The sequence below is a fragment of the Hydrotalea sp. genome (genome assembly GCF_049968455.1).
Lineage (GTDB): Bacteria > Bacteroidota > Bacteroidia > Chitinophagales > Chitinophagaceae > Hydrotalea.
Window position 1 is genome coordinate 52,294 of record NZ_JBMFQT010000008.1, and the last position, 21,840, is coordinate 74,133.

The 21,840-nt window shown below is 34.6% G+C and carries 18 protein-coding genes; 13 read left to right on the forward strand and 5 right to left on the reverse strand.

From position 1 onward, the window contains the following. Window positions 1–48: 48 nt before the first annotated feature. The 5 genes from purL to ACP5P5_RS07375 all read left to right on the forward strand — a co-directional run bounded on the left by purL (window position 49) and on the right by ACP5P5_RS07375 (window position 7,405). Window positions 49–2,259 carry a phosphoribosylformylglycinamidine synthase subunit PurL gene (gene purL / locus ACP5P5_RS07355; protein WP_428285463.1) on the forward strand — a complete coding sequence of 737 codons (2,211 nt, stop codon included), beginning with the start codon at window positions 49–51 and terminating at the stop codon, window positions 2,257–2,259. After that, on the forward strand, window positions 2,259–3,290 hold the full coding sequence (gene rfaD, locus ACP5P5_RS07360; protein WP_428285464.1) for an ADP-glyceromanno-heptose 6-epimerase: 1,032 nt from the start codon (window positions 2,259–2,261) through the stop codon (window positions 3,288–3,290). The genes purL and rfaD overlap by 1 nt, the downstream gene beginning before the upstream one ends. 56 nt (window positions 3,291–3,346) lie before the next feature. Continuing rightward, window positions 3,347–4,153 carry a pyrroline-5-carboxylate reductase gene (proC, locus tag ACP5P5_RS07365; RefSeq protein ID WP_428285465.1) on the forward strand — a complete coding sequence of 269 codons (807 nt, stop codon included), beginning with the start codon at window positions 3,347–3,349 and terminating at the stop codon, window positions 4,151–4,153. 95 nt (window positions 4,154–4,248) lie between these two features. Next, on the forward strand, window positions 4,249–5,487 hold the full coding sequence (locus ACP5P5_RS07370) for a BamA/TamA family outer membrane protein (RefSeq protein ID WP_428285466.1): 1,239 nt from the start codon (window positions 4,249–4,251) through the stop codon (window positions 5,485–5,487). A 121-nt stretch (window positions 5,488–5,608) separates the two neighbouring features. After that, window positions 5,609–7,405, forward strand: a complete 1,797-nt coding sequence (locus ACP5P5_RS07375; RefSeq protein WP_428285467.1) for a glycoside hydrolase family 13 protein — start codon at window positions 5,609–5,611, stop codon at window positions 7,403–7,405. 66 nt (window positions 7,406–7,471) lie between these two features. Here the strand turns inward: ACP5P5_RS07375 and ACP5P5_RS07380 are convergent, their stop codons facing one another. Then, window positions 7,472–8,347: a dienelactone hydrolase family protein gene (locus tag ACP5P5_RS07380; protein WP_428285468.1), complete on the reverse strand. Its 876-nt coding sequence runs from the start codon at window positions 8,345–8,347 to the stop codon at window positions 7,472–7,474. A gap of 350 nt (window positions 8,348–8,697) precedes the next feature. Here ACP5P5_RS07380 and ACP5P5_RS07385 point away from each other — a divergent pair, with 350 nt between their 5' ends. The 4 genes from ACP5P5_RS07385 to ACP5P5_RS07400 all read left to right on the forward strand — a co-directional run bounded on the left by ACP5P5_RS07385 (window position 8,698) and on the right by ACP5P5_RS07400 (window position 15,490). Beyond that, window positions 8,698–10,353 carry a CTP synthase gene (locus tag ACP5P5_RS07385; RefSeq protein WP_428285469.1) on the forward strand — a complete coding sequence of 552 codons (1,656 nt, stop codon included), beginning with the start codon at window positions 8,698–8,700 and terminating at the stop codon, window positions 10,351–10,353. Window positions 10,354–10,494: 141 nt separating this feature from the next. Then, entirely contained in the window at window positions 10,495–12,678 is a 2,184-nt protein-coding gene (locus ACP5P5_RS07390) for a DPP IV N-terminal domain-containing protein (protein ID WP_428285470.1), read from the forward strand. A gap of 150 nt (window positions 12,679–12,828) precedes the next feature. After that, window positions 12,829–14,682, forward strand: coding sequence for a membrane protein insertase YidC (gene yidC, locus ACP5P5_RS07395; protein WP_428285471.1), 1,854 nt, complete (start codon window positions 12,829–12,831; stop codon window positions 14,680–14,682). 187 nt (window positions 14,683–14,869) lie between these two features. After that, window positions 14,870–15,490 carry a hypothetical protein gene (locus ACP5P5_RS07400; RefSeq protein ID WP_428285472.1) on the forward strand — a complete coding sequence of 207 codons (621 nt, stop codon included), beginning with the start codon at window positions 14,870–14,872 and terminating at the stop codon, window positions 15,488–15,490. On the opposite strand, the gene ACP5P5_RS07405 is transcribed toward ACP5P5_RS07400, so the two are convergent. Then, complete coding sequence (locus tag ACP5P5_RS07405) at window positions 15,477–15,788, reverse strand: hypothetical protein (RefSeq protein WP_428285473.1); 312 nt, start codon at window positions 15,786–15,788, stop codon at window positions 15,477–15,479. The two genes, ACP5P5_RS07400 and ACP5P5_RS07405, sit on opposite strands and share 14 nt — an antisense overlap. 173 nt (window positions 15,789–15,961) lie before the next feature. Here ACP5P5_RS07405 and ACP5P5_RS07410 point away from each other — a divergent pair, with 173 nt between their 5' ends. The 3 genes from ACP5P5_RS07410 (at window position 15,962) to ACP5P5_RS07420 (ending at window position 18,984) form a co-directional block, all read left to right on the forward strand. Beyond that, entirely contained in the window at window positions 15,962–17,386 is a 1,425-nt protein-coding gene (locus tag ACP5P5_RS07410; protein ID WP_428285474.1) for a tetratricopeptide repeat protein, read from the forward strand. 85 nt (window positions 17,387–17,471) lie between these two features. Beyond that, window positions 17,472–18,233: a phosphosulfolactate synthase gene (locus ACP5P5_RS07415; RefSeq protein ID WP_428285475.1), complete on the forward strand. Its 762-nt coding sequence runs from the start codon at window positions 17,472–17,474 to the stop codon at window positions 18,231–18,233. Between the two features lie 7 nt (window positions 18,234–18,240). Further along, a complete protein-coding gene (locus ACP5P5_RS07420) occupies window positions 18,241–18,984 on the forward strand; it encodes a shikimate dehydrogenase family protein (RefSeq protein ID WP_428285476.1) in 744 nt (247 codons plus the stop codon). A gap of 5 nt (window positions 18,985–18,989) precedes the next feature. On the opposite strand, the gene ACP5P5_RS07425 is transcribed toward ACP5P5_RS07420, so the two are convergent. From ACP5P5_RS07425 to ACP5P5_RS07435, 3 genes are read right to left on the reverse strand one after another with little or no spacing between them, the layout of a single operon-like run. Next, a complete protein-coding gene (locus ACP5P5_RS07425) occupies window positions 18,990–19,418 on the reverse strand; it encodes an acyl-CoA thioesterase (protein WP_428285477.1) in 429 nt (142 codons plus the stop codon). Continuing rightward, the gene (rdgB, locus tag ACP5P5_RS07430; protein ID WP_428285478.1) at window positions 19,405–20,007 is read right to left on the reverse strand and encodes an RdgB/HAM1 family non-canonical purine NTP pyrophosphatase; all 603 of its coding nucleotides are present in this window, start codon (window positions 20,005–20,007) and stop codon (window positions 19,405–19,407) included. Before rdgB ends, ACP5P5_RS07425 begins: the two co-directional genes overlap by 14 nt. Before the next feature lie 9 nt (window positions 20,008–20,016). Continuing rightward, window positions 20,017–20,598, reverse strand: a complete 582-nt coding sequence (locus ACP5P5_RS07435) for a hypothetical protein (protein ID WP_428285479.1) — start codon at window positions 20,596–20,598, stop codon at window positions 20,017–20,019. 66 nt (window positions 20,599–20,664) lie between these two features. Here ACP5P5_RS07435 and ACP5P5_RS07440 point away from each other — a divergent pair, with 66 nt between their 5' ends. Further along, complete coding sequence (locus tag ACP5P5_RS07440; RefSeq protein ID WP_428285480.1) at window positions 20,665–21,729, forward strand: branched-chain amino acid aminotransferase; 1,065 nt, start codon at window positions 20,665–20,667, stop codon at window positions 21,727–21,729. The last annotated feature ends 111 nt before the right edge of the window (window positions 21,730–21,840 follow it).

A 21,840-nucleotide genomic window follows, 5' to 3' on the forward strand; every position in this document is an offset into this window, starting at 1 on the left:
GCACCATAATTAGGTAAAAAAACTCTCATATTCTTTACAATTAATGCAATGGAAATAACCGTTACAACTGCCCAACAACTTCGATTAACTGAAGAAGAATTTGAATTAATTCAACAAAAACTTTCTCGTACACCCAACTTTACTGAACTATGTTGTTTCAGTGCCATGTGGAGTGAGCATTGTAGTTATAAAAACTCAATTAAGTGGTTAAAAACATTGCCTCGCGAAGGCGGCAGAATGTTGGTTGCCGCAGGCGAAGAAAATGCGGGTTTAATGGATATGGGTAATGGTTACGGGGTTGTATTTAAAATTGAAAGTCATAATCATCCTTCTGCAATTGAGCCTTTTCAAGGTGCAGCAACGGGAGTTGGTGGTATTCAACGCGATATTTTTACTATGGGTGCAAGGCCCATTGCTTCTTTAAATAGTTTACGATTCGGTAAATTAACCGATGCCAAAACTCAACGACTACTAAAAGGCGTTGTGAAGGGTATTGGCCACTATGGTAACTGTTTTGGAGTTCCTACCGTGGCGGGTGAAGTTTATTTTGAAGATTGCTATCATACCAACCCACTGGTGAATGCCATGAGTGTTGGTATTGTGAAAGCCAATAAGATGGTAAGTGCAACTGCAAAAGGATTTGGGAATCCTGTGTTTTATGTAGGAAGTGCCACCGGAAAAGATGGAATTGGTGGGGCTAGTTTTGCCAGTGCTAATATTACAGAGGAAAGTATGGAAGAATTGCCTGCTGTGCAAGTGGGTGACCCTTTTCAAGAAAAAAAATTATTAGAGGCCTGTTTGGAAGTAATTGAAACAGGTGCCGTTGTAGGTATGCAGGATATGGGCGCAGCCGGCATTATTTGCTCAACCGCCGAAATGAGTGCGAAAGGTGGTGTTGGTATGCGTATTGATTTAGATAAAGTGCCTACTCGCCAACAAAACATGAAGGCCTGGGAATTATTATTAAGCGAAAGTCAGGAGAGAATGTTGTTGGTAGTTGAAAAGGGCCGTGAAGCGGAGGTAATTGCGGTTTTTGAAAAATGGGATTTAAGTGCCAGTAATATTGGTGAAGTGACCGATGATGGTTTATTGCATTTCTATCACCATGGCAATTTGGAAGCAGTTATCCCTGCAGAATCATTGGTGTTGGGCGGGGGAGCTCCTCAATACGACCGTGAATATAAAAAACCTGCTTACTTATCAAATATTGAAAATTTTGACCTCAATAGCATTCATGATAATACCGAATTGCAATCAACAACCAAAGCATTAATTCAAATTCCTAACATAGCCAGCAAAAAATGGGTGGCCGAGCAGTATGATAGCATGGTTGGTACTGCCAATGCAAGTACCAATGCACCCAGTGATGCTGCTGTTGTTTTAGCCAAAGGCACCGGTAAGGCACTGGCTATGACGGTAGATTGTAATAGTAAGTACGTTTTTGCCAATCCTTATATTGGTTGTTCTATTGCAGTAGCCGAGGCTGCTCGCAACATTGTGTGTGCCGGCGGTGAGCCCTTGGGTGTAACCAATTGCTTAAACTTTGGCAACCCTTATGATCCTGAGGTTTATTATCAATTTGTTGAAGCCATCAAAGGCATGGGTAATGCATGTAGGGCTTTTAATACACCTGTTACCGGTGGTAATGTTAGTTTTTATAATCAAAATCCCGATGGTCCTGTTTATCCCACACCTACCATAGGAATGGTTGGTATAATTGATGATTTTAAAAATAGGATGACACTCGATTTCAAAAATGTTGATGATGTTATAGTATTAGTTGGTCATCAAGTAAATGATATCGGTTCATCAGAATATTTGCATAAAATAAGAAAGCAATATTTCTCTCCTGCACCTTACTTTAATTTGGAAGAAGAATTAAGGATGCAGCGTTTTCTGTTACAATTAATTAAAAATCATGCAATCTTAAGTGCTCACGATATTAGTGAGGGCGGTTTGATTGTTACATTAATGGAGAAAGGATTTAATCGCTCATTAGGATTTGAGGTTTCTAAAACCGGATTTGAACATTTGCGTAATGATGCCTTTTGGATGGGCGAAGCACAAGGCCGCGCTGTAATTAGCTGTTCAGCTATTCAATGGCCCGGTATTCAACAATTAGCAAATGAATTAAATGTGCCGGTTTACAAAATAGGGAAAGTAACAAGTAATGCTGTTACTGTAAATAATGAGAACTGGGGTAGCATTAATGTGTGGAAAGAGTTATATGAAAATGCAATTGGAAAATTAATACAATAATGACAAATAATATTGTAAAAAAAGATCAAGAAATAATTATTGTAACCGGGTCGGCCGGTTTCATAGCATCATGCCTTGTTCAACAACTTAATAATGCAGGAATTGCAAATATTGTTTTGGTTGATGATTTTGGTGTAGAACAAAAAAGAAAAAATTGGGAATCAAAACAATTTATAACTACCATTGAAAGATTGAGTTTATTTGATTGGTTGGCAGAAGTTCAACCCAAAGTAAACATGTTTTTGCATATAGGTGCACGTACCGATACTACCGAATTTAATTATGCCGTTCATGAAACTTTAAATGTGCAATACTCACAAGATGTTTGGAAATATTGTACCGTCAATTCAGTACCGCTAATTTATGCTTCTTCAGCTGCTACTTATGGTGATGGCCATTTAGGTTATAATGATGATCATGCTATTGTTTCTAAACTACAACCACTCAATCCATATGGTGTTAGCAAAAATGAATTTGATAAATGGGCTCTAGATCAAGCTTTTACTAAGCACCAACAACCGCCATATTGGGCCGGTTTAAAATTTTTCAATGTTTACGGGCCTAATGAATATCATAAAGGAAGAATGGCCAGTGTAATTTTTCACTCCTTTAACCAAATACAAAATCAGGGTTTTGTGAAATTGTTTAAAAGTCATAAGCCCGAATATAAAGATGGAGAACAATTGCGTGACTTTGTATATGTGAAAGATGTGATTGCAGTAATTAGTTGGATGATGCAAAATATGCTTTCAGGTAAATGGTTGACTGCTAATAATGGGTTGTATAATTTAGGAACCGGAAAGGCACGATCATTTTACGATTTAGCGAAAGCAACATTTGCGGCTATTAACCAAAGCACAAATATTCAGTTCATTGATATGCCTACTGACATACGTGATAAATATCAATACTTTACTGAAGCCAATATGCAAAAACTTAAACAGGCAGGTTATAATCAGCCTTTTTATAGCTTAGAGGAAGGTGTAGATGATTATGTACGCAACTATTTAGTAAATGGGAAGTATTTTTAGGCAAGGAATGACATCTTGAGTTCATTACTATAATTATTTTATAAGCAAAAATTAATATGCACGCATCATTTAAGATTGCCATTATAGGCGGTGGAAATTTAGGCACTGCAATTGCAGAAGGTTTGCTAACCAGTGGTTTTGTTATTCCCAATAATCTTTGCATAACAAAACGAAATGTAGATACGTTAAAATCTTTTCAGCAAAAAGGTGTTAATGTGTTGGCTGATAATGTGCAAGCCGTTCAATGGGCTGATTATATAATTTTTGCAATAAAGCCTTTTCAAATGCACGATGTGTTGCAACAGTTGCAACCACATTTATTGCCTAATAAGCATGTGTTAATTAGCGTTGCTACCGGTGTTTGGATAAAAGATATTCAGGAGGTAATAGGTAATCAGTTTGCATTGTTCAGGGCAATGCCTAACACCGCTATTGCTATACAACAAAGTTTAACCTGTATTAGCAGTTATAATGCTTCAATGCAACAAACAGCCTTTGTCACTGATTTATTCAATAAACTCGGAAAAACTGTTTTTATTGAAGAAAAATTGATGGATGCTGCCACTGTTTTGGGTGCATGCGGGACTGCTTATGCTATGCGTTATATTCGAGCCAACATTCAAGGTGGAATTGAAATAGGGTTTAGTGCATCAGTTGCATCACTCATTGCAGCACAAACTGTTAAGGGTGCTGCTGAATTGTTATTGCAAAATAATACGCATCCTGAACAAGAAATTGATAAGGTAACAACACCTAAAGGATGTACGATTGCAGGTTTAAATGAAATGGAGCATCAAGGTTTCAGTTCATCCTTAATTAAAGGTATTGTAACCAGTTATAAAAAAATTTTGGATGATATGTAAAACTATTTGTTATTGTACCATATTGCATGGGCAACATAACAAAATCTTCTTAAACATTTTTAAGAAAGTATTGTCTATTAATAAAATTTTCCTGTTTGAGTAGAAATTATCCATATATCATTTTAATATTATTATTTTTATTTATAGGTAGTCTTGGATATGCACAAACTACTTTTAATTCAAGTGCGGCAGTGCAATCAGTATATAAGGGAGTTGATAGTTCTTTGGAACGTGATTTGGTTGATGTAACCCATAAACTGTTCCGGAAAAAAAATAAGATTGATTCTACTCAAGTTCGCCAACCTAAAAAATATAATTTAGCTATTGTGCCTGCTATTGGCTACACACTGCAAACCGGTTTTGCCGGTATTTTAAGTGCTAATGTGGGTTATTTCAATAATGGCTCAAGCAAAATTTCAAGCATCACTACAAGTGTAACTTACTCTCAATATCAACAAACCATTGTGCCTTTGGTAATTGATATATGGACTAAGAATGATAAATTTAATATAGTTTCCGATAATCGATTTATTGATTATCCATCCAGCATTTATGGTTTGGGTGGAAGAACTGATCCCAATAAAGGACATACAATTGATTTTATAGGGTTGAAACTGCACGAAAGTGTACTTATGTCAGTAGGGAAAAATATTTATGCAGGCATAGGTTACTATTATGATCAGTTTTGGAATATTCGTGCTTTAAATCCAGCTACACGACGAATTAATACTATTATTACAAAAGAATTAGGTTACGATGAAACGGCCTCAGGACCTGTAGCTAAATTTTTGTATGACAATCGTGTAAATCAAATTAATCCTAGCAAAGGCTTGTATGCTAATGTTGTACTAAGGAATAGTTTTACTTTTCTCGATGGTGATCAAAATTTTCAATCTCTTTTAATTGATGTAAGAAAATACTTACCCTTTCCGCATAAATATTCTAAAAATACACTGGCATTATGGAGTTTTAATTGGCTAACAGTATCTGGAACCCCTCCCTATTTATTATTGCCAAGTACGGGTTGGGATGATCAATATAACACGGGTAGGGGATATATTCAGGGACGCTTTCGTGGCAAAAATATGGTTTATTTAGAAGGGGAATATCGCTACCGTATTACCCGTAATGGTTTAATTGGTGGTGTAGTGTTTGCCAACGTTGAAAATTTTTCCGGTGATCTTTCTCAGCAATACAATGCGCTTTTGCCGGGCTATGGTTTAGGAGTTCGTGTTAAATTAAATAAACATTCTGGCACTAATCTTTGTGTTGATTATGGCTTTGGTAAAAATGGTTCCGGTGGCTTTTATGTGAACATTGGAGAAGTATTTTAATTGCTCTACCTTTACAGCAGTTTTTTTATTTGCTTAATAGTTGTTCAATCTAATGCCTGATTAAACAATGTTTTATTAAGTATATTAATGGTTCATTATCTTACCCTTTAACTATAACCTTATGAAATATTTTATGCTTTGCTTATTAGCCGCCATGTCACTTTTCTTTTCAGCGTGTAACAATAATTCAAGTCAGCAAAAGTCGGAGGTTGATACTACCGGGAATAAAAAAAATGATTGGTGGAAAGAAGCGGTTGTTTATCAAATTTATCCTCGCAGTTTTAAGGATAGCAATGGTGATGGTATAGGTGATTTAAAGGGTATTATTTCAAAACTTGATTATATTAAAAGTTTGGGTATTGATGTGGTTTGGTTGAACCCCATTTTTGAGTCGCCTAATAAAGACAATGGTTATGATATAAGCAACTATGAAGCCATTATGAAAGAGTTTGGTACCATGGCCGATTTTGATACTTTATTGCAGGGTATGCATGAACGGGGTATAAAATTGGTTTTGGACCTAGTAGCCAATCATAGCAGCGACCAACATCCATGGTTTATTGAGGCTAGAAAAGGTAGAAAAAATCCTTATTATGAATATTACCATTGGTGGCCTGCTGAAAAAGGCAAACCACCTTTTCGTCAGGGATTTTTTGATGTAGATGGAAGTGCATGGACATTTAATGCTGCTACAAATTCTTATTACCTCCATTATTTTAGTCAATACCAACCCGATTTAAATTGGGAAAATCCTAAAGTGCGTGAAGAGGTTTTCAATATTATGAAATTCTGGTTTAACAAAGGTATTGATGGTTTTAGAATGGACGTTATTCCTTTTATTTCAAAAGATACCAGCTTTCCGGTTATTACTCCTGAAATATTAAAAGAAAAATACAATGGTGATTGGGCACAATATTATGCCAGTGGTCCCAACTTACATACCTACTTACGCGAAATGAATGCAGAAGTGCTTAGCAAATACAAAGATATGTCCGTTGCCGAGGGTGCCGGGGTAACATTAGCAACGGCTAATGATTTTGTTGATGCTGATCGCCATGAATTAAATATGCTTTACAATTTTGACGGGGTGAATTATGGATACTTGCCAGGAAAATTTAAAACCCCCGATCCAAATGGGTATAAATTACCCGGATTTAAAAAAATATACACAGAATGGGATAGTGTATTTGCCAATAAAGGTTGGGGTACTATTTATTTAGGCAATCACGATCAACCCAGAATGGTTTCTCGTTGGGGTAATGATAGCCCTGAGTTTAGAGAGCCATCCTCAAAAATGCTTACCACCTTTCTACTTTCCATGCGAGCTACACCTTACTATTATTTTGGTGATGAGTTAGGAATGAGCAATATTAAATTCGACAAAATTGAAGATTACCGAGATATTGAAACCATTAATATGTACAAGCAAATACAGTTAAAGGGAGGTAATTTGCAGGATTTTATGAATGCACAAAAAATTTCTGCCCGCGATAACAGCCGAACGCCTTTTCAGTGGAATAATACCCTCAATGCCGGATTTACAACAGGAACACCTTGGATAAAAGTAAACCCCAATTATACAACTGTAAACGTGGAAGATGAAGCTAAAGATCCCAACTCTTGCCTAAACTATTTTAAGAAAATGGTACTACTACGCAAAATGCATAAAGATGTGTTGGTTTATGGGAAATATCAATTGTTAGATGCTGATAATCCAAATATCTATGCCTATACCCGTGGTGAAGGTGCTAAAAAAATGATGGTAGTGCTCAACTTTAGTAAAGATAGAGTTGGTTGGGATTTACCTGCTGGTATGCAAATAAAGCCCATCCCATTAATCAATAATTATAACACTTTTATTCCCGGAAAAACATTAACACTAGAACCTTATCAAGCAGTTATTTTAGAATTGAAATAATGATTTAATATATTGAAAAGCCCGGATTCATCAATCCGGGCTTTTCATTTTTGGTAAAAGCTTTTATTAATGCGCTTTCAAAAACGCAAGTGCCTTGGCATTAGCATCTGCAGTAGCCTCTTTATTATAAATAGGGTTTGATGGATTTGCAAAACCATGTCCTGCATTATATCTATAAACAGTTAGTTTTTTACCGGCTGCTTTCATATCTTCTTCAAAACGCGTTACCACTTGCGGGTTAATTCCTTGGTCTTGGTTGGCAAAAAAACCTATCACATCACAATGCAACTGTTTTAAACGATCAATATTATTTTCCGGACGGCCATAGTACATTACACAACCTGCTGCTTGTTTACCAGCTAATAATGCCGCTTGTAAGCTCCATCCACCACCAAAGCACCAGCCAATGGTATATATTTTTGCATTTTTGCCGGCATATCCAATGGCGCCATTCACAATAGCATCAAGACGGTCTGCATTGGCATTACGCATGTAAACCATAGCACTATCTGGAGTAGTTGCCACTTTGCCATCGTACATATCAGGTGCTAAAACGTTCACATCTCCTAATTCTGTGTATAATTTATCAGCTTCGTTTTTAATATTATCATTCAATCCCCACCATTCTTGAAAAACTAAAACCCATTTATCTGTTGGCTTTTTGGCTTTAATAAAATAACCTGAAGCCATTTTCCCATCGGCAGTTTTATAATGAATATATTCTCCTATTGGAGTATAATTTTGTAGAATAAGGGGATTGGGGTGTAGTTTCCCAAATCCGGGCTTTGCTGCATCTAATTCAATTAATTGACGGGTTTCAGTAGTGAAACAAGTAATGTAACATTCAGGTGTTAATGGGGCGGGTGCCTTCGTTTTAATGGTGGCACTTAACAATAAGGCTGTAAGCATGGCTGAACCGACTAAGTACAAAAGTTTTTTCATAAAGCTTTATTTTGGTTAAAATTTTATTTGGTTGTTCATTGGCTAAATCATGAATTGGTGCCATTTTCACTTCAATTCAATACCTTCAAAAGGTCCTATTAAGCGCTGTACTTTAACACAAATTACAATGAACTGTTTAAATTTTGTAACGGTATTTTTCTGAGCCAAAAAAATGCATTACGTTTGTACGACCTTCAAGAGTGATTCTATTCATTTTTTTCCACTCTCTTCAGGTCTAAAAATTAAACAATATTCAGCATTCTAAGTAGTAGTAGCTCAATTCAAAAAATTGTACTTACCACTATTTTGTTGATATAATTGTAAAAATGTGTGAAAAACATCCATTCATTATGGCTAAATATATATTTGTTACCGGAGGGGTAACAAGCAGTTTGGGAAAAGGAATTATAGCTGCCAGCTTGGCAAAATTGTTGCAAGCTCGTGGCTTTCGTGTTACCATACAAAAGTTTGATCCGTACATTAATGTTGATCCTGGTACATTAAACCCTTATGAACATGGGGAATGCTATGTTACGGAAGATGGTGCTGAAACCGATTTGGATTTGGGCCATTACGAACGTTTCCTAAATATTTACACCTCACAAGCAAATAATGTAACAACAGGAAGAATTTATCAAACAGTCATCAATAAAGAACGTGCCGGCGACTTCCTTGGAAAAACGGTTCAAGTAGTTCCACATATTACCGATGAAATAAAAAGAAGAATGCTTTTATTGGGGAAAGATGGGAAATATGATATTGTAATTACCGAAATTGGAGGAACGGTTGGTGATATAGAAAGTTTGCCATTTATTGAAACTGTGCGTCAAATTCAGTGGGAATTACCTGAGGAAGATGTAGTAGTAGTTCATTTAACTCTTATTCCTTATTTAAAAGCTGCTAAAGAGTTAAAAACCAAGCCCACACAGCACAGTGTTAAAATGCTGAGTGAAACGGGTGTACATCCGGATATTATTGTTTGCCGTACTGAAGAGCCACTGAACGATGATATAAAAAGAAAAATTGCATTATTCTGTAATGTAAAAAAAGAAGCTGTTATTGAAGCAATGGATGCGGGTTCAATTTATGAAGTGCCTTTATTAATGCAAAGTGAAGAGTTAGATGTTATTTGTATGAATAAATTACAAATTACTTCTAAGCAAGAGCCCAAATTAGATGATTGGATTTCATATATAGACAAAATTAAATATCCTAAAGGGAAAGTTTCCGTTGGCTTAATTGGCAAATACATTGAGTTACAAGATGCCTATAAATCTATTTTAGAAAGTTTTATTCATGCAGGTGCAGCAAATGAAGTAAAAGTGCAAGTAGTAAACGTGCATAGTGAACATATTACTAAAGAAAATGTAGCAGAAAAATTAGATGGGTTAGACGGGTTATTGGTAGCACCTGGTTTTGGCAGTAGGGGTATTGATGGAAAAATAATTGCTGTGCAATATGCCCGCGAAAATAAGCTGCCTTTTTTTGGTATTTGTTTAGGCATGCAAATGGCTGTTATAGAATTTGCAAGAAATGTGTTAAATATAAAAGATGCCCATTCTTTAGAAATGGATTCGAATACACCCAATCCTGTTATTAATTTAATGGAACACCAAAAGCAAGTTACTTTAAAGGGTGGAACCATGCGATTGGGAGCATATCCTTGTGCCATCAAAGAAGGTTCATTAGCATTTGAAATTTATCAACAGCCTTTAATTACTGAAAGGCATAGACATCGTTACGAGTTCAATAATGATTATAAAGAACAATTTGAACAAAACGGCATGATTGCCAGCGGTATTAATCCCGATTCAGGTTTGGTTGAGATTATTGAAATTCCTACACATCCATTCTTTATTGGCGTACAATATCACCCTGAATTAAAAAGTACTGTTGAAAAGCCTGCACCCTTATTTGTGCATTTTATAAAAGCAGTAAAAAAATACCACGAAGCAAAAAAACAATTAAAGCTAAATTCGCCTGCAGTGCAAGATGCACTAATTTAAAAGCATAACAAATATATATTATTGAAATAAAGGGGGGGGATGTTAATCTCCCCTTTTTAATGTGCATTTAAATGTAGTTCTAAAGGCAAAGTGTATCTTTATAATACTTCAATATCTTCAAATAATTTTAAATAAATGCATATGAAATTTTTATTAAGCATGTTTATGATTTGCTTTTTAACGGTGGTTGTTGCTCAACCCCCACATGGCTTACATTGGAATAAAGCCGGAAATATATTGTATACGGTGCAAGATAATAATATTGTTGCTACAACATTTCCTTCCATGCAAACCAATATTGTGGTGTCAGCAGCTGAGTTAACTCCTGCAGGACAATCAAAGCCGTTGAATATCCGTAATTTCTTCTTTAGTAATGATGAAAAAAAATTATTAATCTATACAAATTCTAAAAAAGTTTGGCGTTACGATACCCGTGGCGATTATTGGGTATTAAATTTGATTACGAAGGATTTGAAACAGATTGGTAAAGGCAAACCCGCATCATCGCTTATGTTTGCAAAGTTTTCGCCCGATGGTAATAAAGTGGCTTATGTATGCGAACACAATATTTATATAGAAGATTTAAAAAATAATGCCATTAAACCATTAACTACAAATGGTAATCGGTATTTAATTAATGGTACTTTCGATTGGGTTTATGAAGAAGAATTTTTTTGCCGCGATGGCTTTCGTTGGAGCCCTGATGGCACTAAAATTGCTTATTGGCAAATTAATGCAAAGAATACTCCCAATTATTTAATGATTAATAATACCGATTCTGCTTATCCTTTTATTAAGCCGGTAGAATATCCAATTGCAGGTATTGCACCCTCCCCTTTTAAAATTGGTGTTATTGATATAACAACTGCTAAAACTAATTGGATGAATATCCCCTCAGATCCTGTTTTACAATCTTATGTGCCAAGAATGGAGTGGGCAAACAATAGCGATGAAATTATATTACAACATCTGAATCGTAAACAAAATGTTTCTGACATTTTATTGTGTAATATAAAAACCGGTCAACCCAAAACTATTTATCATGAAACCGACAGTGCTTGGATTGATATATTGGCCTTATGGGACGAAGATTATTCATATGGTGGTTGGGATTGGTTAAATAACGGTAAAGCATTTATGTGGGCCAGCGAACAAGATGGTTGGAGGCACTTGTATAGCATAAGTCGCGATGGAAAAACGGTTTCTAAAATTACTAATGGCAACTTTGACGTAATGGGCATAAGTGCTATTGACGAAAAAAATGGATACGTTTATTTTTTAGCTTCTCCTTATAATGCTACTCAAAAATATTTGTATCGTACTAAACTAAATGGCTCTCAACCTGCTGAACGTATTTCACCCGCTAATCAAAATGGTTTTCATGAATATGCAGTATCTCCAAATGCACTTTTTGCTGAGCATATTTTTTCTAATCATTACACACCCTATGTTCGCGAATGGATTTCTTTACCCAACCATACTGGTTTAGATGGCAATTTGGTAAATGAAGCAATAACAAAAGCCGATTCTACCAGTTCAAACGTGCAATTTTTTACCATCAAAAATAGAGAGGGCATAAGCATGGATGGCTGGAAAGTAATGCCCGAGCATTTTGATTCCACAAAAAAATATCCAGTAGTATTTTATGTTTACACCGAGCCTTGGGGCCAAAATGTGAAAGATGAATATGGTATAGCATATAATTTTTTATATAATGGTAATATGGCCAAAGATGGTTATGTCTATATTTCTATCGATAACAGAGGTACACCTGTACCTAAAGGTCGCGAATGGCGAAAATGTATTTATCGAAAGATTGGTCGTGTTAACATTAATGATCAAGCCGATGCTGCTAAACAAATTTTACAATGGCCTTTTGTAGATACATCTAGAATTGCGGTTTGGGGTTGGAGTGGAGGTGGTTCTGCTACACAAAACCTTATGTTTCAATATCCTAACATATATAAAACAGGCATTGCAATTGCAGGGGTAGCCAGTCAGTTTACCTACGACAATATTTATCAAGAGCGTTATATGGGACTTCCTCAGGAAGATAGTGCCGATTTTAAAGCAGGATCGCCCTTAACTTATGCTAAAAATTTGCAAGGCCATTTATTGCTCATACATGGTACCGGCGATGATAATGTACATTATCAAAATATGGAACTATTAATTAATGAATTAGTGAAATATGGTAAGCAATTCGATATGATGAGCTATCCGAACAGAACCCACAGTATTTCGGAGGGTGCAGGTACCCGAGAACATTTAATGAATTTGTATACCCGTTATTTGAGGCAGTATTGCCCTCCGGGGGGGAGGTAATAATTGGAATTAGCAGTCAGTTTATTATATTTTTTATAATATGTTAATTATTCGCGACTTTAAATACCCCAATTTGTACTAATATTTAAGGGTTTGCAATGGTGCTTTACATTGCAAACCCTACCTTTGCCGCTCAATATTTTTTAAAATATGAATTTTGACAAGAATACCATCATTGGGTTTGGATTATTAGCCATTTTATTTTTTGGTTTCTTTTGGTACAATAACAATGCGCAGCAAGAGTTACAAAAACAGGAAAAACATGTGCAAGATTCTATAGCACATGTAAATGCCATGCGTGCAATACAAAACCCAGAAAACTTGCTAAAAGATTCTCTTCATCAGGACTCATTGATGAAGCAAGCTTCTGCCGGCAATTTTACTACTGCTGCAATAGGTGTTCCAACTTTTGATACAATAGAAAATGAAGTAATGAAAGTTGTATTTACCAACAAAGGTGGTAGAATACAATCTGTAGTTTTAAAAAATTATAAAGCATACAATGGGGAAGATGTTATATTAGGTAGTGCACATGATTCATTGGGTTACAATATCAATACGGGAAACAATAATTCAGCCAATACTAATAATCTCTTTTTCGCTGCTTCTGGTATTACTAAAAATGCAGATGGGAGTCAACAAATTGAATTTAAATTGAGTGATGCATCTGGTCAAAGCATTGTTCATCAGTTTACTGTATTGCCCAATAACTATATGGTAAATTGGAATATTTTATTACAAGGTGCCAATACATTAGTAAGCAATAATCAATTGAATTTTACATGGATTGATCATGCCCATCAGGTTGAACGTTCTGCCCACTATGAAAGGATAACTAGTAACCTGTGTTTTTATGAAGGGAATAATTTCGATTATATTTCTGCGAAAGCTAATCACCAGTTTGAAAAACCCATTAGTTGGTTTTCCAATGTGCAACAATTTTTTAATGTAACACTAGTTGCCAAAAATAATTTTACCGGAGGCCAAATTGAATGGAAAAGAGAATCAGAAGATACTTCGAAAATTTTGTTCAACAGCACTGCAAATTTGCAAATGAAGTTGCCTGCTGAGAATAGTGTAACTATACCTATGCAAATGTACTTCGGCCCCAACGATTATGCTATTCTTAAAAATGAAGCAAAGGGAATGGATCAAATTGTAAACTTAGGTAGAAGTTTATATGCTTTTGTAAGGCCCATCAACCTGTACATCATAATGCCCGTGTTTAACTTTTTTGCAAGCTTCGTATCGAATTATGGTTGGGTAATTTTGTTACTAACCTTATTTATACGTTTAATTACCTCGCCACTTACTTATAGTAGTTATTTAAGTGGTGCTAAAATGAAAGTATTAAAACCGGAATTAGATGCATTAAAACAAAAATTTGGATCCGATCAGCAAGGTTTTGCAATGGAGCAAATGAAATTATACCGGGAAGCAGGTGTAAATCCATTAGGAGGCTGTATTCCTGCATTATTACAAATTCCTATATTCTTTGCATTATATAGTTTTTTTAATTCAAACATTGCATTACGCGGCCAAGCCTTTTTATGGAGCAAAGACCTATCATCCTATGATGTAATTGCTCGATTGCCATTTAGTTTGCCTTTCAACTTTGGCGACCATATCAGTTTATTTACCTTAACTGCGGTATTAACTAGTTTCTTAATTTCCATTTACAATATGACTTCAACGCCAACACAAGATAATCCGGCGTTAAAATACATGCCATATATATTCCCATTTTTCATGTTGTTTTTCTTTAATGGATTACCTTCAGCTTTAACCTGGTATTATACTGTTTCAAACACTGTTACATTAATTATTCAATTTATTATTCAGAAGAAAATAATTGACCACCAAAAAATATTGGCAAAAATTGAACAGAAACGTAAATCACCAAAAGCCAAAACGAAAAGCAAATGGCAAGAGCGGTATGAACAAATGATGGAATCGCAGAAAAAGCTTCAAGATTTGAAAGATCGTACACAGAAGAAAAAGTAGCTTGAAAATATATTTTGAAAAAGCTGTTCCAAAATTTAGAACAGCTTTTTTTTATTATTTCTAATAATTGTATGGTGTGTGTAATAATCTTAAGCTATTAACACATATTTGTGTTGTAATTATGGTTTAATGTTTAAATTAGCAACTGTACTAAATTAATTTGTAGATTTAATTAAATTGAATATAAATGAAATTTTTATTGATTTTATTATTAATGCCAGTTTCTTCTGTTTTTTCTCAACAACGAACGGTAGCAGAGTGTACAATTTATTATGATAATGTTACTACTACAGCTGCAGAAAAAGCCACAGCAGAAGTTATACATAAAACAGTATATATAAAAGGAAATAATAGTCGGGTTAATGTTTCAAGCCCTTCTTATAAAATCTCTACCATTATCGATCAATCAAGTGGCAAAGTAGTTGTTTTGCGAAGTTTTGGTAATAACAAATACATGACAGTATTAACCAAAACTCAGTGGGAAGAAGCCAATAAAAAATTTGATGGAATGAAGTTTGTTTCTTTAAATGATACAAAAAATATTCTGGGTTATAATTGTAAAAATGCGCAGTTGTTATTGAAAGATAGTTCGGTTTATAACATTTATTATACTACTGCAATCATTCCTTCAGTAAAAGATTTTGAGTATGAATTTAAAGAGGTGCCCGGTTTTGTTTTAGAATATGAAGCAACTGACAATAAAGGCAATAAAATTCATTTTCTTGCAAACAAAATAAGTTTCGACCCTGTATTGTTGTCAGAATTTGAAATTCCTACAAAAGGTTACAGAATGATTAATTGGAAATAGGAGAAGGTGTTTTAAACTTAGGCACGTGCACCTTAAACTTATAAGGGAAAACATAAGTAGTATTTCCACTTTTATACTGCATAATTGAGTGAACCTCAGTACCTAAATTATAATCTTGCGCTTTTAAAACATTCATACCATCGTATTCCAAACCTGATTTGATAAATGAAAGTGAAAAGGCTTTATGGCTATAATGGCTTAAATTTTTAAGGGTATATTTATTATTGTTTTTCGATTCATCGGTAGTGCCACTAAATGTAAATGCAGCAACCGCACATTTTGCTAATATGATGAACACAAATGCAAATGTCAGTTTTGATATGAATCTGTTTTTAAACATCGATACAAAAGTATAACTTTTTTACAATTTTTAACAATTATTGTTCATTAAATCCATATTAACATTTTTCTTTTCCAAAATAATGCCAAAATTGTAAAAGTTTTACTGTATATTAGATAAACCTTAAAGCTATGCGATCACCCTCTTACAACGACGATGAAAGGAACTCGCTCAAAGAATTGCTTCAGCAATACCAAAATATGAAGATGGGACAAGGATATTCATTTTTGGAGGAAGAAGCTTTTGAAAAAATTGTAGATTATTTTGATGAAAGAGATGATTTAACTGAAGCCTTTAAAGCCGTTGAAACCGGCTTGGAAATGTATCCCTACTCCGCACATTTAATGATTAAAAAGGCTGATTTATTAATTGCCCGAAGAAAATATGCGCAATCGCTTGAATTACTGGAAAAGGCAGAATTATTCGATAGCACCGATATTAACTTATACATTTTAAAAACAGATGCTTATTTAGCTTTAGATCAACAGCCTAAAGCAGTTGAACTATTGGAAACTGCCTTGCATTTGTTTGAAGGAGAAGAAAGAATTGATTTGTTGTTTGAACTTGCCGATGTATACGATGATTATGAAGAATTTGACAAGGTTTTTGATTGCTTAAAGCTGATTTTAGAAGATGACCCCAACAATGAGGAGGCTTTATATAAAATTTGTTTTTGGACTGATTTTACAGGTCGAAATGAAGAAAGTATTAAAATTCATCAAAAAATAATTGACAATTATCCCTATAATGAAATAGCTTGGTTTAACCTTGCTGCCGCTTATCAGGGGCTGAAATTATACGAAAAAGCCATTGATGCATATCAGTATGCATTGGTAATTGATGAAAAGTTTGAGTACGCTTACAGAAACATGGGTGATGCGTTCTTGCGGTTACATAAATACAAAGATGCAATAGAATCTTTGGAAAAAGTGTTAGAATTGGCTCGCCCTGAAGATGTAATTTATGAAGCAATTGGCCATTGTTATCACAAATTAGGGCACACAGCCCAAGCTCGTTTTCATTATAAAAAGGCAGTACATTTAAATGCGGAAGACAGCAAACTGCATTTTAAAATTGCCACAACCTATATGCAAGAAGGGCAATGGAATAATGCTATTAAGCACTTAGAAAATGCACTTCGCCTGCAACGTAACGTGGCGGAGTACAATTTAGCAATGGGTGAATGCAAATTGCATTTACAACATTATAAAGAGGCATTATTTTACTTTGGTTTTGTAGTGAAACATAAGCCTAAAAAAGTAGCAGGGTGGGAAGCATTAATTCGTTGTTTATACTTAGCAGGCTATTACGAAGAAACTGCAACACATTGTTTGTTGGCTTTAAAGGCCACTGATGAAAAACCGCTTTTCATATTTTATCAGGCAGCAGCATCATTTGCGCTGAATAAAAGCAAAGAAGGTTTAATATATTTAGAAACAGCAATGGGTAAAGCGCCCAAACAACTAAAGAAATTAATTGACCTAGCCCCATCATTGCTTCAAAATAGTAAAGTAATTGATATTATAGCCCGATATAAAAAAGGGAAAAAATTTTAACGATATCTGTTTTCGAATTTTTTAATTAAAGCAATTCACTTGTTTGAATTGCTTTAATTTTGCGTGCAATTTAATATACAACCCCATGAATTTTAATTTAACTCAAATTCCTGACAGAGTACAAAAGCCTCGTACCCATGGTATAACCATGGTAATGGACAAAGGACTAAGCATTAATGAAGTTGAAAATTTTTTAAGTGTTGCCGGTCCGCATGTTGATATAGTTAAGTTGGGTTTTGGAACGTCGGCAGTTACCCCTAATTTAAGAGAAAAAATTGAGATATACCATAAACATAAAATGCCAATTTATTTTGGTGGAACATTGTTTGAGGCATTTTTAATTCGCAACCAAATTGATGACTATATAGCCATTTGTAAAGATTACAATATTTCTTACATGGAGGTAAGTGATGGTTCCATTACTATACCTCATGCTGAAAAATGCGGGTATATAGAAAAGCTTACTAAATACGGCAAGGTATTAAGTGAAGTGGGTAGTAAGGATGCAACTAATATTATGGCTCCTTATAAGTGGATTGAATTAATGCGTGCAGAGCTTTCTGCAGGTGCATCATACGTAATTGCTGAAGCACGTGAAGCTGGTAATGTGGGAATTTATCGAGATAGTGGTGAAGTAAGACAAGGGTTAGTAGCTGAAATATTAACACAAATTCCTGAAGAAAAAATTTTATGGGAAGCCCCACAAAAAGCACAGCAATTATACTTTTTACAATTATTGGGATGCAATGTTAATTTGGGTAATATTGCACCTAATGAAGTAATTCCATTAGAAGCAATGCGTATTGGGTTACGTGGCGATACTTTTGATTTGTACCGGAATAAATAAATATTTAATGATGCGTATTTTCGGACTTATTGGTTTTCCTTTATCGCATTCTTTTTCAAAAAAATATTTCGACCAAAAGTTTGCATCGGAACAAATAACCGATGCAAACTTTTTTCTATATCCAATACCCAAAATTGAGGAGGTTGTAAACCTAATACAGTCAACCCCCAATTTGCAGGGTTTAGCCATTACCATTCCATACAAAAAACAAATTATTCCATACTTAAACAAAGTTAGTCCGGAAGTGCAGCAAATACAAGCTTGCAATTGTGTGCACATTAAACAAGGTGAATTAATTGGTTACAATACAGATGTGGTTGGTTTTAAAAAATCATTGCTCCAACAACTGCAACCGCATCATAACGGTGCATTAATTTTAGGAACGGGTGGGGCAGCCGCAGCAGTTGCTTTTGTGTTCAATGAATTGAAGATTCCTTTTCAATTTGTTTCGCGTAAACCTTCATCTCAAAACAATTGTATGGCTTACAGCCAAATTACTGAGGCTTTGTTATTGCAATTCCCAATTGTAGTCAATACAACTCCGTTGGGCACTTTTCCAGATGTTAATACCTGTCCGCCAATCCCTTGTGAATTTTTATCAGAAAAAAATTATTTATTTGATTTGGTGTATAACCCTGCTGAAACACTGTTCTTAAAAAAAGGTAGGGAAAAAGGCTGTGTGGTTCAAAATGGATATGATATGTTAGTGGGCCAGGCTGAAGCCAATTGGGAAATTTGGAATGCTCAATAAAATACTTAGCTCATTTTTTCTACAAACTTTGCCGGAACGGGCGACAATTTTTTTTCTTGGTAATTATAACACAACATACCGGTTTTAGCAGTGGCTGCTAGTGTTAATTCATTATTGTTTTTGATGTGTATTTTGTAATAAAGATCAAAGCCCATGGCATCAATGCCGGTGATTGCTACATCAATTTGTATAGTTTGATTATAGTGTAATTCTTTTTTAAATTCAATAGCTGCATCACGCATAATTAAGCCAACGCCTTCAACATTTAATTCACTATATCCATAAAAAGCTAAAAAATCCATCCGTGCTTCTTGCAATAAAGCTAAAAATCGGTCATTACCAACATGACCACCATAGTTTAAATCAGTAACGCGAATTTTCATTTCCGTTGAAAATATAAACACCTCAGGTAAAACTAATTTAATGCGTTCCATTATTAAAAGTATAAGTTTCTAAAAATGCAATCATTTTATCCAATGCTTTTTTTCTATGGCTAAATTTACTTTTTTCAAGTATATCCATTTCTGCAAAAGTATATTTACTGCCATTTGGAATAAACAATGGGTCATATCCAAATCCTTGGCTGCCTCTAGGGCTTAAAGTAATAATGCCTTCACAAATACCCTCAAAATAATAGGTTTTACCTTCCAATATTAAACAAATAACTGTTCTAAATTGGGCAATACGATTGTTTTTATTCTGCATAGCCAACAATAACTTCTCGTTATTTTTTTGGTAGTTCTGATCTTCGCCGGCATATCTGGCACTTTTAACCCCTGGAGCTCCATTTAGACTCACTACTTCTAAACCGGTATCTTCACTAAAACAATGTTGTTGTGTTAATTGAAAAATAGTGTTTGCTTTTTGAAAGGCATTTTCTTGAAGCGTGTTAAATGGTTCTTCAATAGTTATATCAATACCGGCTTGCTTTAAACTAGTTACTGTAAACGTTTTAGGCAACACAGCTTGTATTTCTTGTACTTTATGTGCATTGTTCGTAGCAAAGATTAAAGTTGTTGTCATTTTAGCAAGTTAGTTAATGTGAAACATTGATTTTAAACCATTCCACAAATTTCTTTTGGCTTGATTGCTTTTTTGCGCATCAGCAACTAAATAATTTTCTAAAGGTTCTGCAGGGAAATATGTGCAACCATTGAATTCTTTAATTTGGTAGGTTGGTATAATAAATGGCAAGTTTATTTTCTGTAATGCTTGGGTAAAAACAATACAATATTTCATGTTCAATTTTTGTTGCAATTGCTCATAGGTAGTAAGCTGATTGTGTAAATTAATAATGGCAACATCGCCCAAATTTAATTTACAAGCTGATAATATATTACTAATAAATTGTAACCATTCTTCTCTTATAATGGGCGCTGTTTCATCATTCACCAAAATAGCAATTTGTTTTTCATTGTTACCCAAATAGTTAGGGTTTGAATTTGAAGTGGCCTCCTCAACATTATTATTTTTTAAAGCGGCAGTTTCCTTTTTAGGATTTTCCTCTTTAAAACCGTTGTTTAAATTTCTATTTGGCTGTTCAATAACCACCAATGTATCTTTGTACAGTGAAGCAATGTGGTTTGGAGGCAATTGTATTTCTTCAAATTTCATTTCCGAAAACTTTTTTTAGTTAACACTTGTTAGTTTTTTGTTTCTTTGCACCAAAAATATAAAGATATGATTAAGACTTCAGGCTTTCCGGTAACAAAAGTTGCTGAAAGTAAATTAAACAGTTTAAGTTTAGAGAATATACCTTTTGGGAAGTACTTTTCAGATCATATGTTTATGGCTACTTACAAAAATGGAGCCTGGCAAGATCCCCAAATTTTACCTTATCAGCCTTTACATATTGAGCCTTCATTAGCCGCTTTGCATTATGGTCAAGCAATATTTGAAGGAATAAAAGCATACAAACATAATTCAGGTGAAGCTTTTATTTTTAGGCCTTACGATAACTTCAAGCGTTTTAATCTTTCCGCTGAGCGTATGTGTATGCCCGAGGTTCCTGAGTATATTTTTATGGAAGGAATGCATCAGTTATTAGCAATTGATAAAGATTGGATTCCTGCAAAAGCAGAACACTCCCTATATATTCGCCCTGTAATGTTTGCTACCGATGTTGCTTTGGGTGTTCGTCCTTCTGAAACCTATGCATTTATTATAATGCTTAGCCCTACCGGACCCTATTACGCCAAGCCCATGAAAATTTATGTAGAAGAAACTTATACACGTGCTGTAAAAGGTGGGGTAGGTTTTGCTAAAAATGCAGGGAACTATGGAGGTAGTATGATGGCAGCAAAAAAAGCCAATGAGCTTGGTTACGACCAGGTATTATGGACTGATGCTATTGAACACAAATGGTTGCAAGAAGTGGGAATGATGAATGTTGTATTTATAATTAATAATAAAGCCATTACGCCCTCGTTAGAAGAAGGCACCATTTTAAATGGAGTAACACGTAATAGTGTTTTGGTGCTTTTACAAGAAATGGGGATAGCTGTAGAAGAACGAAAAATAAATATTGATGAAGTAATTGCTGCTTACAAAAATGGCACATTACAAGAAGTTTTTGGTACAGGAACAGCAGCTACTATTGCTTTAATTAAGGAGTTACGCTATAAAGACGAACAAATGTTATTTGATACTGAAAAATGGAAAGTTTCTACTGCGGTTAAGGAGAAATTGAACCAAATCCGCTATGGTGTTGTGCCAGATGTGCATGAATGGCTTTATAAAATTTAGCTTATTTACGCATAAACGACAGTTTTTGAAATAAATTTTATCTTTTATTATTTTTCTTTTTGGAATTTACGGTAAGTGCTATTACCTTTGCCGTCCTAAAATTTAAATAAC

Excerpts from the sequence above, each read along its gene's own strand:
- purL (WP_428285463.1), top strand. The coding sequence starts at position 49 with ATGGAAATAACCGTTACAACTGCCCAACAACTTCGATTAACTGAAGAA.
- rfaD (WP_428285464.1), top strand. The coding sequence starts at position 2,259 with ATGACAAATAATATTGTAAAAAAAGATCAAGAAATAATTATTGTAACC.
- proC (WP_428285465.1), top strand. The coding sequence starts at position 3,347 with ATGCACGCATCATTTAAGATTGCCATTATAGGCGGTGGAAATTTAGGC.
- ACP5P5_RS07375 (WP_428285467.1), top strand. The coding sequence starts at position 5,609 with ATGAAATATTTTATGCTTTGCTTATTAGCCGCCATGTCACTTTTCTTT.
- ACP5P5_RS07380 (WP_428285468.1), bottom strand. The coding sequence starts at position 8,347 with ATGAAAAAACTTTTGTACTTAGTCGGTTCAGCCATGCTTACAGCCTTA.
- ACP5P5_RS07385 (WP_428285469.1), top strand. The coding sequence starts at position 8,698 with ATGGCTAAATATATATTTGTTACCGGAGGGGTAACAAGCAGTTTGGGA.
- ACP5P5_RS07390 (WP_428285470.1), top strand. The coding sequence starts at position 10,495 with ATGAAATTTTTATTAAGCATGTTTATGATTTGCTTTTTAACGGTGGTT.
- yidC (WP_428285471.1), top strand. The coding sequence starts at position 12,829 with ATGAATTTTGACAAGAATACCATCATTGGGTTTGGATTATTAGCCATT.
- ACP5P5_RS07400 (WP_428285472.1), top strand. The coding sequence starts at position 14,870 with ATGAAATTTTTATTGATTTTATTATTAATGCCAGTTTCTTCTGTTTTT.
- ACP5P5_RS07410 (WP_428285474.1), top strand. The coding sequence starts at position 15,962 with ATGCGATCACCCTCTTACAACGACGATGAAAGGAACTCGCTCAAAGAA.
- ACP5P5_RS07415 (WP_428285475.1), top strand. The coding sequence starts at position 17,472 with ATGAATTTTAATTTAACTCAAATTCCTGACAGAGTACAAAAGCCTCGT.
- ACP5P5_RS07420 (WP_428285476.1), top strand. The coding sequence starts at position 18,241 with ATGATGCGTATTTTCGGACTTATTGGTTTTCCTTTATCGCATTCTTTT.
- ACP5P5_RS07425 (WP_428285477.1), bottom strand. The coding sequence starts at position 19,418 with ATGGAACGCATTAAATTAGTTTTACCTGAGGTGTTTATATTTTCAACG.
- rdgB (WP_428285478.1), bottom strand. The coding sequence starts at position 20,007 with ATGACAACAACTTTAATCTTTGCTACGAACAATGCACATAAAGTACAA.
- ACP5P5_RS07435 (WP_428285479.1), bottom strand. The coding sequence starts at position 20,598 with ATGAAATTTGAAGAAATACAATTGCCTCCAAACCACATTGCTTCACTG.
- ACP5P5_RS07440 (WP_428285480.1), top strand. The coding sequence starts at position 20,665 with ATGATTAAGACTTCAGGCTTTCCGGTAACAAAAGTTGCTGAAAGTAAA.